The organism is Umezawaea endophytica (assembly GCF_025061645.1).
GTDB lineage: Bacteria > Actinomycetota > Actinomycetes > Mycobacteriales > Pseudonocardiaceae > Umezawaea > Umezawaea endophytica.
This window is the reverse complement of the sequence record NZ_JANYMP010000042.1, coordinates 67,063-79,415: the sequence shown is the minus strand read 5'-3', so window position 1 is coordinate 79,415 and position 12,353 is coordinate 67,063. Positions and strand designations below refer to the sequence as shown.

11 protein-coding genes are annotated in these 12,353 nt (G+C 67.8%); 9 read left to right on the top strand and 2 right to left on the bottom strand.

The window, feature by feature from the left end; all coding sequences use genetic code 11:
* Nucleotides 1–531 precede the first annotated feature (531 nt).
* The 6 genes from NZH93_RS45875 to NZH93_RS45850 all read left to right on the top strand — a co-directional run bounded on the left by NZH93_RS45875 (nt 532) and on the right by NZH93_RS45850 (nt 6,135).
* On the top strand, nt 532–1,959 hold the full coding sequence (locus tag NZH93_RS45875) for a class I adenylate-forming enzyme family protein (RefSeq protein ID WP_259629656.1): 1,428 nt from the start codon (nt 532–534) through the stop codon (nt 1,957–1,959).
* Nucleotides 1,960–1,981: 22 nt separating this feature from the next.
* Nucleotides 1,982–2,941, top strand: a complete 960-nt coding sequence (locus tag NZH93_RS45870; protein WP_259629655.1) for an ACP S-malonyltransferase — start codon at nt 1,982–1,984, stop codon at nt 2,939–2,941.
* 16 nt (nt 2,942–2,957) lie between these two features.
* Complete coding sequence (gene speB / locus NZH93_RS45865; RefSeq protein WP_259629654.1) at nt 2,958–4,061, top strand: agmatinase; 1,104 nt, start codon at nt 2,958–2,960, stop codon at nt 4,059–4,061.
* A gap of 32 nt (nt 4,062–4,093) precedes the next feature.
* The gene (locus tag NZH93_RS45860; RefSeq protein ID WP_259629653.1) at nt 4,094–5,320 is read left to right on the top strand and encodes a glycosyltransferase; all 1,227 of its coding nucleotides are present in this window, start codon (nt 4,094–4,096) and stop codon (nt 5,318–5,320) included.
* A gap of 74 nt (nt 5,321–5,394) precedes the next feature.
* Entirely contained in the window at nt 5,395–5,523 is a 129-nt protein-coding gene (locus tag NZH93_RS45855; protein ID WP_259629652.1) for a hypothetical protein, read from the top strand.
* Between the two features lie 24 nt (nt 5,524–5,547).
* Entirely contained in the window at nt 5,548–6,135 is a 588-nt protein-coding gene (locus NZH93_RS45850; protein ID WP_259629651.1) for a dihydrofolate reductase family protein, read from the top strand.
* Nucleotides 6,136–6,190: 55 nt separating this feature from the next.
* On the opposite strand, the gene NZH93_RS45845 is transcribed toward NZH93_RS45850, so the two are convergent.
* Nucleotides 6,191–6,517 (bottom strand): hypothetical protein, encoded by a 327-nt coding sequence (locus NZH93_RS45845; protein ID WP_259629650.1) that lies wholly within the window; start codon nt 6,515–6,517, stop codon nt 6,191–6,193.
* A gap of 322 nt (nt 6,518–6,839) precedes the next feature.
* On the bottom strand, nt 6,840–8,996 hold the full coding sequence (locus NZH93_RS45840; protein ID WP_259629649.1) for an MMPL family transporter: 2,157 nt from the start codon (nt 8,994–8,996) through the stop codon (nt 6,840–6,842).
* 238 nt (nt 8,997–9,234) lie between these two features.
* Between NZH93_RS45840 and NZH93_RS45835 the strand changes: the two genes are divergently transcribed.
* From NZH93_RS45835 to NZH93_RS45825, 3 genes are all read left to right on the top strand, one after another.
* A complete protein-coding gene (locus tag NZH93_RS45835) occupies nt 9,235–10,257 on the top strand; it encodes a LacI family DNA-binding transcriptional regulator (protein WP_259629648.1) in 1,023 nt (340 codons plus the stop codon).
* A gap of 431 nt (nt 10,258–10,688) precedes the next feature.
* Nucleotides 10,689–10,829, top strand: coding sequence for a hypothetical protein (locus tag NZH93_RS45830; protein WP_259629647.1), 141 nt, complete (start codon nt 10,689–10,691; stop codon nt 10,827–10,829).
* Between the two features lie 34 nt (nt 10,830–10,863).
* Nucleotides 10,864–11,643: an alpha/beta fold hydrolase gene (locus tag NZH93_RS45825; RefSeq protein ID WP_259629646.1), complete on the top strand. Its 780-nt coding sequence runs from the start codon at nt 10,864–10,866 to the stop codon at nt 11,641–11,643.
* Nucleotides 11,644–12,353: the final 710 nt, after the last annotated feature.

Sequence of the window (12,353 nt, the reverse complement as noted above, 5' to 3'; positions counted from 1 at the left end):
CTGCGTAGGCGGCGTCCGGCTTCGTAAGCGGTCAGCGGCTGCTGGCGCCGGTTTCGTTGGTGGTCGGCAGTCGTCGAGGTCCGGTTTCGTAGATGGTCGGCTGCTCCCGCCCCTGGCCCCTCGGCCCCCAGCTCCCCGGCCCCCGTCTGGCCATCCCGTGCCCTGGGTTCTGAGACGCGCCACCCCTGTTGCCCTCCTGGGGTCCAAAGCGGACAGCCTCCACCCGTTCCCCCAAGTCAACCCCCCTCCCACCCCACCGACACCGCGTCGATTCCACCCCGCTAACCGCACCGATCAGTGCGATCACGGCTAGGGGGCCCTAGGGGACTGGTCAGGGGTTTCCTGTCGCAACATCGTAATAATACCCTTGTCCCAGTTGGACTTCGTTGCACCTCGACAAAGCCGGCCATGCTTTCCTTCAGTACCCCCAGCAGGGCAGTGCTTTCACGAATTACTTCTTGCTGCCGAGCGGCGCGCTGTTGTCGTGCTCCTCCGTGGCCCCGTGAGCAAGAGGAAGGAGGAGTGCCGCAGATGACCGCGAAACTCTTCTCGACCGACTCGGTGTTGACATTTCCCGAGTTCGAGCAGAACGCCCTGCGCGTGGCCGACGTGTTGGGTGAGAACGGTATCGGTCACGGTTGTCGGGTGATGCTGAAAGCCGGCAACTCGGCTGGTTGGGTTGTGACGCTCCTCGCGTTGATGCACGTCGGGGCGTCGATCGTCATGGTGGACAGTCAGGAGCGGGCCGATCAGACGCGGCGGATCGCTGATCAGGCTGGCGTGAAGATGTGTCTGGTTGACGAGGACGCGCCGATCGATCCCGATGAGAGTCGGGTGTTCATCTACGAGTTGCTGGTGGCCGCGGCCAATCGGACGCCGTTGCGGGACGAGCTGGACTTCTCCGACTGGTGTGATCGGCCCGATGGTCTGATCATGTGGTCATCGGGTTCGACGGGGACGCCCAAGGGCATTGTGAAGTCCGGTGGGAAGTTCCTGGAGAACCTGCGTCGCAACGCCGCCCAGGTCGGTCATCGCCAGGGTGACGTGCTGATGCCGTTGCTGCCGTTCTCGCACCAGTACGGGCTGTCCATGGTGCTGATCGCGTGGCAGGAGCGCTGTTCGCTGGTGATCGCGCCCTACCGGCGCATCGACCGGGCGCTGGTCATGGCTGGGCAGACCGGGGTGACGGTCGTGGACGCCACTCCGTCCACCTACCGCAGTCTGCTGAACATCGTGCAGAAGCGTCCGGAAGCCGGGTTGAACGTCGACTCGGTGCGGATGTTCTGCAGTGGTGCCGCGCCGTTGGACCCGTCGCTCACCAAGGCGTACGTCGACCGGTTCGGGTTGCCGCTGCTGGACAGCTACGGCAGCACCGAGATGGGCAACGTGTCGTTCGCGACGCCGGAGAACCCGTCCGCCTGCGGCAAGGCGATGGACGGGCTGGAGATCAAGGTCGTCGACGACGACGGGCACGAGGTGCCGGTCGACCAGATCGGTGAGGTGCTGGTCAACACGCCCGACGTGATGGAGGGCTACCTCGCGGAGGACGGCACGCTGGTGCCGCACACGCAGCAGTGGTTCCAGACCGGGGACTTCGGGAAGCTCGACGCGGACGGGAACCTGTCGGTGTTCGGGCGGAAGTTCGCGGTGACGCGGATGGGGTACACGCTCTACCCGGAGATCATCGAGCGCAAGGTGGCGGAGAAGGGCTGTTCCGCGAAGGTCGTGTCGATCCCGGACGAGCGCCGCGGGTGCCAGTTGGTGTTCTTCATCGAGGACGCGCTGGACCGCGAGCCGCACTTCTGGCGTGAACTGCTCGGTGAGCTGCTGCCCGTCTACGAGCGGCCGAACCGGGTGCACGTGCTGGAGAACTTCCCCCTCAACCGCAACGGCAAGCCCGACCGGCTGCACCTGGAGCAGCTCGCGCTGGCCGAGGTCCCCGACGGCGCCAGCGTCTGAGGGAGAACGGGGACCAACCGACATGGAGAACACGCAGAGCGCCCCGCGGGACGGCGAAGTGGAACAGGGGCTCACCGCGATCGTGTTCCCCGGAATGGGACCGTGCAACTTCGCCGACGTCGGCAGGTACATGGTGCTGGACCGCTACGCCCGTCGGCGGCTCGCCGCCGCCGACGAGGCGCTGGGCTACTCGGTGCTGCAACGCTTCCGCGCCACCGACCACGAGTACTCCGAGGCCACGCAGATCGCGTTCCTGATCAACTCCGTCGCGCTGGCGGACCGGGCCGTGGACGCGATGGGGCTCGACCCCGACCTGTGCGTGGGGCCGAGCTTCGGGCAGAAGGCCGCGACGGCGTTCGTCGAGTCGATGCCGTTCGGCGACGTCGTGCGGATGACCGCCGAACTCGCGCGGTGCGAGGAGGAGTTCTTCGCGACGGAGTACTCGGACGTCATCACCCAGTCGTTCGTCCGCACGTCCGAGGAGCGGACCAAGGAGATCCTCGCGGAGATGGAGGCCCGCGGCGAGTGGTACGAGATCTCCGGCTACCTGGACGACGACTTCTACTTCGTCTCGGTGCGCGAGTCCTCTTTGGACTTCTTCAAGCAGCGCATCCGGGACGCGGGCGGGTACTCGATGTACTCGATGCGCCCGCCCGTGCACGCCAGGGCGTTCTCCGCCCTGCGCCGCAAGGCCGAGGACGAGGTCTTCAGCCGCTACGACGTCGCCGCGCCGCGGCTCCCGGTGATCGCCGACCAGAACGGCACGACGGTCACCGACGCGGACGCCATGCGCACGATGCTGCTCGACACGTTCGACCGGCCCATCAACTGGCCGGACGTGGTCTCCGCGCTGCGTCGCGGGGGCGTCACCGACCTGTGGTTCACCGGTGCCGACAACCTCTTCCACCGGCTGGACTGCACGACCAAGAACTTCCGAGTGACGGCCGTGACCCCCAAAACCGCGCTGCGTCCGGAGAAGTAGAAGCGAAGGAGTGCTCGTGATCGACGAGAAGTGGCCGCACCGGTTCCAGCCGACCATCAACCCGGCACGGGAGCCGGGGCCCATCGACCTGCGCCGCAACTACGCGCAACCGGCCTACACGGGCATCGGGACCTTCATGAACGTCCCGATCTGCCTCGACCAGGCCGACCTGCGGGCGGGCAACGTGGACGTGGCGGTCATGGGTGTGCCGCTCGACCAGTCCGTCGGTCACCGCGGCGCGGCCTTCGGCCCCAGGGCCATCCGCACCGAGGAGCGCTACCTCTTCAACAACTACGAGGACTTCGTCCACTCGGCCACCAGGGTCCGGCCGTTCCAGTTGCTCAAGGTCGTCGACTACGGCGACGCCCCGGTGGACACCTTCAGCAACGACAGGTCGATGCCGCCGATCCGCGAGATGGTCAAGGAGATCGCCGAGACCGGCGCCGTCCCGATCGTCCTCGGCGGTGACCACACGCTGCTGTGGCCCAGCGCGGGCGCGCTCAACGAGGTGCACGGGCCCGGCAGCGTCGCCGTGGTCCACTTCGACGCGCACCCGGACTGCCACGCCGAGGTCCACGGCAACGCGGTCAGCCACACCACGCCCATCTACCGGCTCATCGAGGACGAGAAGTTCCCCGGCTCCAACATCGTCCAGATGGGCCTGCGCAGCCCGTCGGCGCCGGACGACGAGCAGTTCAACTGGATGCGCAGGCAGGGCATGAAGTCGCACTTCATGGCCGAGGTGGAGCGCGTCGGCATCGACGCCGTCATCGACAAGCTCATCGTCGACGTGTCCCACGTGCCGAACGTCTACCTGTCACTGGACATCGACGTCCTCGACCCCGCCTACGCGCCGGGCACCGGTACGCCGGAGCCCGGCGGTCTCACGACCCGTGAACTGTTCCCGGCCCTGCGCAGGCTCGCCCACGAGACGAACGTCGTGGGCATGGACGTGGTCGAGGTGGCCCCGCACATCGACCCCGGCTACTCCACCGCGTTGAACGCCCGGCGCGCCGTGCTGGAAGTCCTGACCGGTTTGGCCATGCGCCGCATGCAGATCTCCAGCAGCAACTACGTGAACCCGATCGTCTCCGGTCAGGTCAAGTTCCCGATGCGGTGACCGTCGACCCACGACGAGGAAAGGCGACAGCCGTGAGAGTTCTGAGCAGCATCACCGGCTCCCAGGGGCACGCGCGGGACATGCTCCCGCTGATCCGGGCCATAGCGGACGCGGGGCACGACGTCCTGGTGGCCCTGCCGCCTTCGCTGGCGCACATCTACGAGGTCGAACGCGTGCGCGTGGCGGCGGTGCTGCCCGAGATGCACGACTCGATCATGGCGGTGGTGAAGGAGGGGACCGAGAAGCGCATCCGGGAGGCCGCGGAGACCGGCCTGCCCGTGGCGCCGCCGCCCGAGCTGACGGCGTTCGACGAGATGCTGGTGATGGCGGGCGGCCCGCACATCACACCCACCTACCACGCGATCATGGCGCTGGCGCTGGACTTCAAGCCGAACCTCATCGTCCGCGACTCCGCCGAGATCGCCGCGACCCTGGTCGCCGAGCAGCTCGGGCTGCGCTACATCTGCGGCCCGTCCGGCGCCGGTGACATGGTCGACCCGGTCCGCCTGGTCGACCTGCTGAACGAGCGGCGCGCGGAGATCGGCATCCCCGCCGCCCACGACCCCGCCGCCCTGTACCGCTACGGGCGGTTCGACTCCGTGCCGGAGCGGTACGGCTTCGCCGCGTTCGACGTCCCCTACGCGATCCGGTACCGGCAGTCGCCGATCGTCGCGAGAGATGAGGTGCTCAGTCGGGAGATCACCGACCTGCCAACGGACAAGCCCCTCGTCGCCGCGGCCATGGGCACCGTCCTGGTGCAGTTGCGCGAGTTCTTCCAGTTCGGCCCGCCACAGGCCGAAGACCCGTCCAAGGTTCTGCTGCAAGCCATCGCTGGCGGCCTCTCCTCCCTCGACTGCTACGCCGTCCTCGCCACGGGCGGCCTGTCGATGGAGGGCATCGAGGTGGGCGACAACGTCCTCGTCGTGGAGCGCATGGCCCAGCCGCTGCTGCTCCAGTGCGCCGACCTGTTCCTGACCCACGGCGGCTACAACAGCATCCGCGAGTCGATGTTCGGCGGCACACCGATGGCCGTGCTGCCGCAGTTCGGCGACCAGCCGTTCCACGCCGACCTGCTGCAGAAGATGAACCTCGGACGAGTCGTCCCGGAAACCACCGCGCAGTCCGTCCACGACACCTGCCGGACCGTCCTCGACGACCCGGCCATCACCCAGGAGGTGCGCAGAGCCCACCGGGAGATGCTCGCGCTGCCGAGCGTCGACACCGTCGTACCCCACCTGGAGTCCCTGGCCCTGCCGTAGCGGACTTCGACCACGACGCCGGTACCCCGCCAGGGGTGCCGGCGTCGTGGTGTGCGTGGAGGGACACTGGGGGCGTGGACTACGTCGGCCGGGTGCCCGCTCCGCCGCTCGACCGGTTCATCGACGACGTGTACTGCCTGACGGGGGTGCCGAGCCACCGCCTGGTGTCCGTCCCGCCGATGCCGTCGGCGCCGCCGGGGTGAGCGTCAACCACCTGGCCGCGCGGTGTGGTGTCGGTGGACGGCTTCATCGCCGACGAGGAGGACGACGTCGGGCCGCTCCACGACTGGTACTTCGGCGGGGACACCCCGATCACCTCGGACGAGGACCAGGGGTTCGACCACTCCGGCTCCGGGAGCCGCTTCCGGGTGTCACGGGCGTCGGCCGAGTACGTCGGGGCGATGTGGCGGTCGATCGGTGTGATCGTGATGGGTCGCACGCTGTTCGACCTCGTGAACGGCTGGGAGGGCAGTCCGCCCGCAGGCGACCACGTGGTCGTGGTGTCCCACCGGCCCAAGCCCGATGGCTGGCACCCCGATGCGTCCTACCACTTCGTCGACGACGTCGTGGCCGCTGTCGCGAAGGCCCAGGAGCTGGCCGGGGAGCGGACCATCGCGGTGAACGCGGGCGACGTGGGCGGTCAGGTCCTCGCGGCGGGCCTGGTGGACGAGGTGGCGATGGACGTGGTGCCGGTGGTGTTCGGATCCGGCAAGCGCTATTTCGGTGGAATCGACGGGCAGCACCTGTTGGAAGACCCCCACGTGGTGGTTCGAGGTGAAGGGGTGCTGCACGTGAAATTCGCGGTGCGCCGTTGACGCGAAAAGCGCTGGAGCGGAATTCCGCTCCAGCGCGCTTCGGGGGTGCCGCGGATTACTTGACGACCACCAGGCTGGCGATGAACGTGCCGTTGACCTCGACGCCGATGACGTCGACCTTTACACCGGCCTTGAGAGCGCCCTTGACGCTCAGGCCCGCGATGTCGATGGAGCCCTCGGCGTCGAGCTTGACGCTGAGCTTGCCCTTGGCGTCCACGACGACACCGGCCTTGGTCTTGGCCACGACGAGCTGGGAGCCGACGGACACCGAGGCGGCCGCGGAGGACGTCGTGGTGGTCGCCAGTGCGGTGCCGGTGCCCGCGCCGAGGATCGCGGCGGCGGCGATGGTGCTGGCGAGGAAACGCTTGGTGGAAATGCGCATGAGTGGCTCCTGGGCAATCGAAAACAGGGGGAGTGTCTTCCATCGGGGTGAGAAGAATAAAAGCGGATGAGGGTTGTGGCAGCCTTTGCGTTCTCCCGCTGCCGTTGTTTCCGCTTTCGTTCTGGCATAAGTCTGCATCCGCTGGGCCAAGTGGAGCAACCCCTAACTGGAAAGCGCATTCCTAGAGGCCGCCTCACGTCTTTTCTAGGGGGCGGAACCGCAGTACCCGAATCGCGTCTCACTCGTTTCCCGGGGAAGCGCAAAAGGGGGAGGCCCCCGACCCGGTGCGGGTCGGGGGCCTCCCCGGTGAGCGGTGCGCGGTCTACTTCAGGTGCCTGCCCGCTCCCACGGGCTGCTGGACGGGCAACTGGTTGGTGGGGGGCTCGGGGTCGTCGTCCTCCACGTCGCCGCCCTCGTGGATGGCGAGCTTCTCCTGGATCCGCCGCAGCGCGGGCGGGGCCCACCAGGCGGCGTTGCCCATGAGCTTGAGGACCGCGGGCACCAGGAGCATCCGGACGATGGTCGCGTCGAGCACCAGCGCCAGGATCATGCCCACGCCGACGAAGCGCATCATGGCCACCTGGGAGAACGCGAAGGCGCCGGTGACCAGGACGAGCAGGATGGCCGCCGCGGTGATGACCCGGCCCGTCTTGGCCAGACCCGTGCTGATGGCCTCCTCGTTGGACGCGCCGCGGTTCTTCGCCTCGACCATCCGGGACAGCAGGAACACCTCGTAGTCCGTCGACAGCCCCAGGATCATCGCGACCATCAGGACGACGATGCCCGAGTCCAACGGGGACGGTGTGACGCCCAGCAGCGACGCCAGGTGGCCGTCGTAGAAGATCCACGTCAGCACGCCGAACGTGGCCGACAGGCTGAGCGCGCTCATCAGGATCGCCTTGACGGGCAGGAGCACCGAGCCGAACGCCAGGAACATCAGGATGAACGTGGCCATGATGAACAGCAGGGCCATCCACGGGAGCTTGGAGCCGATCGCGGAGAGGCTGTCCACGTTGACCGCGGTGGAGCCGCCGACGAGCACCTCGGAGGCGCCCAGCGGGGGCGTCACCTCGCGCACGTCCTTCATCGCCTGCTTGGACTCGTCGCTCAGCGCGTCACCGTCCAGCGAGGCCGACAGCAGCCACACGTTGTCCTTGGGGTCCAGTGCGAGCGCCGCCGTGCCGATGCCGGGGACGTCGCCGACCCGCTGGGCGAACCTGGCCACGGCCTCCTGGCTGGTGTTGCCCTTCACGACGATGTCGAGCCCGGTCTTCGCGATCTCGGGGAAGTCCTTGTTCATCGTCTCCACGGCGACGCGGGACTCGTTGCCGATCGGCAGCACCTTCTCGGTGGCCTCGCCGAACTTCACGTCGAGGAACGGGGCCCCGAGCGCCAGCAGCGCGGCCACGATCGGGATCGCGAACAGCAGCGGCTTCTTCATCACCTTCTGGCCGAGCTTCGCCCAGCCGCCGCCGTGCTCGCTCTTCGCCATGCGCTTGCGCCACGGCATCGCCAGCTTGTCGACGCGGTGGCCCAGGATGCCGAGCAGCGCGGGCAGCAGCGTCAGCGACACGAGCGCCGCCACGGCCACCGCGGACATGCCGCCGTAACCCAGGGACTTCAGGAAGCTCTGCGGGAACAGCAGCAGACCGGCGAGCGCGATCACGAGCAGCGTCGCGGAGAACACGACGGTGCGGCCCGCGGAGCCGACGGTGCGCTGCACGGCTTGTTCAGGTGTTCGTCCGGCGGCCAGTTCCTCCCGGAACCGGCCCACGATGAACAACCCGTAGTCGATCGCCATGCCGAGGCCGAGCAGGCTCGCGACGTTGATGGCGAACGAGTTCACGTCGGTGGCCAGCGAGATCGCGTGCAGCAGGGCCAGCGAGCCCATGATCGCCAGACCGCCGACGAGGACGGGCAGCGAGGCGGCGACGACACCGCCGAAGATGATCACCAGCAGGATGAGCACGATCGGCATCGACACGGTCTCGGCGCGGACCAGGTCGGCGCCGGACATCTCGCTGATCGTCTTCTGGATCGGGATCTGGCCCGCGAACTGCGTCTCGAGCCCGGACAGCGTCAACTGGTCGGAGATCCGGGCGAAGTCCTTGAGCTGGGTGTTCGAGTCGGAGGCCTGGAGCGTGATCGCCACCAGCGCCTTCGACTTGTCGGCCGTGCCGAACGGGTTGGGCTGGGGGAGGTTGTAGTAGGACGCGACGGTCTTGACCGCGTCCGTCGGCAGCCCGGCCAGCGCGGTCTCGACGCGCGTCTTGATCACGGGCGTGTCGATCGTGCTGCCGGACGGCGTGGTGTACATCACCACGACGTCACCGCCCTGGCGGCCGAACGTGTCCTCGACGAGCTTCGTGGCCTTGGCCGACTCGCTCGTGGGGTCGCCGAAACCACCCTCACTGAGCCGGTCGAAAACCCCGAGTCCCCACATCCCGCCCATCACGGTCAGCACCAAGGTGGCGATCATCACCACCCAGCGGCGGTGGTACGCAAGTGAACCCCACTTCGCGAACAAGGTCGTCCTCCTACTGTGGTGGGCTATTTCATGCCCAAGTCGACGGGTTTTGCACGGTGTTTACCGAGAGAACACACAGATAAGTGTCGAGCGGCTGCGCCGCTGGTGACGAGCCGTTTGACGACTACCCGCCGGTCCATCTGGTGGAAATCCCGCGGCTGCCGCGCGCGGGCAAGGTATAAATGGGTTCATGCCGGGCGAACTCGTTGCTCCACCGCAAAAGGCCGTGACGCTCGAAGAAGTCGCCCGAGTGGCGGGTGTTTCGCGTGCAACCGTTTCGCGTGTGGTCAACCGCGTGCCCACGGTGGACAGCTCGATCCGCGAGACCGTGCAGCAGGCGATCGACGCGACCGGCTACCGGCCGAACCTGGCGGCCCGATCGCTGGTCACCCGCCGGGCGGGCTCGGTGGCGCTGGTCCTGCCGAACGAGGGCCGCATCTTCGGCGACCCGTTCTTCGGCAGGGTGGTGGAGGGCGCCATGGGCGTCGTCCAGCCGCTGGGCGTGCACCTGGTCGTCACGCTGGCCGGGTCGTCCACCCACGAGCACCTGGTCGCCGACCTGCGGCAGGGCAGGCTCGACGGCGCGATACTGATCCACACGCACAGCGGCGACCCGCTGCCGTCGATGCTCGCGAACATGAGGCTGCCGGTCGTGCTGTCCGGCAGACCCGTGGGCAGGCTCCGGATCAGCCACGTCGACGTGGACCAGGCCGCTGGCGCGCGCCTCGCGGCCGAGCACCTCGTCGGCCTCGGCAGGCGCCGCGTCGCGACGATCTCCGGTCCGCTCGAGAACCCGGCCGCCATCGACCGGCTGGAGGGCTTCCGCGCCGCGATGGCCGACCTCGGCGTGGTCGACGTGCCCTGGACCGAAGGCGACTTCAGCTCCGAGTCCGGTGCGCGCGCGGCCGAGCGGCTGCTCGCCGAGCACCCGGACCTGGACGGCCTGTTCGTGGCGTCCGACCTGATGGCGCACGGCGCGCTGCCCGTGCTGCGCCGGGCGGGCCGCCGCGTTCCCGAGGACGTCTCCGTCGTCGGTTTCGACGACAGCAGCTCCGCGCTCGTCTGCGACCCGCCGCTGACCACGGTTCGGCAGCCCGTGGAGGACATGGCGGCCGAAATGGTCCGCCTGCTGCTCGACCACATCGACCGGCCGAACCGGCCCGTCAGTTCCGTGGTGTTCGCGCCGACCTTCGTGGTCCGCCAATCCGCCTGAACGCATTCGGCTCTCGCCGGTGCTCTGCGACCGCATCACTGCATCGCCTCCGTCCGCGATGTCGGCGATCACGCCCACCATTCCGGGAATGCCGGTGGTGGCTGCGCGATGGTCCGGACCCTTCGTACCGTAACACCGTTTTGAGCGGTGTCGGCCGGGACTAGGGGTTACTTCGACGTGAATTAGGGGTGCCTGGGCAGGGGGTGCTAGGGGTTGCGCTCCCGCAGGTAGGAGGAGTAGGGCGACCGGCGGCGGTCGTGTCCCAGTCTCTCGGCTGAACGGAGCAGTGAACACCCCAGACCCATATCCGACGGCGATATACCGTAGGGGAGTGTTAGGGGTTGTTCTGCGTCACATTCCGTCGTTACGGTGATTGAACCTGAAGCGCATATCGAGTATGACGGTATACGCGATACACAGCAGGAGTCGCCATGGAACACGCAACCACCGAGGTGGCCGTAGCGAATACTTCTCACGAGGACACCGTCGAGAAGTTCTGCATTCCTCCACGTGAATGGTGGACGGCCGAAGGCGAAAGCCTCGAACCCACCATCATGCGCGGACTCGACTGATAGCTTCCGACCAGACGACGAAAGGGGCCCCACGATGACCCAGGTCGACACGTCCACGGCTCGCCTCGCCACCACCGTCCGCGGCACCGGCCCCGCCGTGGTCCTCGCGCACGGAGCGGGAGGCACCGTCCAGGCGAACTTCGGGCCTCTGCTAGCCCCGCTGTCCCGCTCGCTCAAGGTCATCGGGGCCGACCTCCCCGGTTCCGGCGCGACCCCCCGCTCATCGGGCCCCCTGAACCTGGACGACCTGGCCGACCGCCTAGTCGCCTCGGCCGTGCACGAGGGCGCCGACACGTTCACCGTCGTCGGCTACTCCCTCGGCTGCGCCACCGCCGTCCGCGCCGCCATCCGCCACCCCGACCGCGTCACAGGCCTGGTCCTGACCTCGGGGTTCGCCAAGCTGGACGAGGCGACAAGGGCAAAGGTGCAGCGCTGGCGCGCACTGGCGGACGGCGACCGCACCGCACTGGCCCGGTACGTAACGTCGGTCATGCTGGGCAAGGCCTACCTGTCCCGCATGAGCCACGACCAACGCGAGGGCTTCATCGAACTGGTCGCCCTAACCACCCCGACCGGCCTACTGGAACAGGTCGACCTGGTCCTGAACACAGACATCACCGACGACCTGGCGACCGTAACCGCCCCCACGCTGGTCATCGGCACAACCCAGGACCAACTCATCTCGCCAGACCTGACCAAGGCACTCGCAGACGGCATCCCCGGCGCCCGCTGGGCCACCCTCGACTCCGGCCACGCCCCCGCACTGGAGAGCGCAGGCGCCTGGGCAAGACTGATCGAAGACTTCACCCGCTAACCGCCGGGAGTCCCCCAGCTCCCGACGCCCAGTGTCCCTAACCAGGACACCGCGAAACCCCCGCCCGACCCCCGGCGGGGGTTTCGCGCATTCACCAGCCAGTCAGACAGACGCCAGACCAGCAACAGACACCCGACCACCACCAGCAGACAGACGCCTGACCAGCAGCACAAACAGACGCCAGACCAGCAGCACATGCATGTACCCGACCACCGACGAATCCGCACCCGCCCCCCGAAAGCGTGGCCGATTTTACTTGGGGTTTTTGGCGCTAAACTCAGTCGGGCGGCAAGCTCTCCACCTGCCGTTTTGGCCCGACTAGCGCCAAAAAGAGGGGCCCCAAGTCAAATCGGCCACACCCCCACCAAACCCGCGCCCCGACCACGCTGGAAGCCCAAAACCAAAACAAAAAGGAGCCGGCGTCCGACCGGTCATGATCGGTCGGACGCCGGCGGCAGGGGATTCCCTCGTCCCCTGTCGGGGTGAGGTCTCACAAGGGCGGCAGCATCCCGCCGCCGAAGCACCTGGAGATCAGAGCCACCACACCAACCACCACCAGTGGTCTCGTGCTCATCGAAAGCGCTCCCTAAGACGATCCATCCGTGCGATCAGGACAGGGGGCGGCGGCCCTGGTGGACCCGAAGTGTCAACTTCGCGAACAAGACTCGTCTCTACGGATCCACCACAGGTTTTCCCCAGCCCACTAGTCT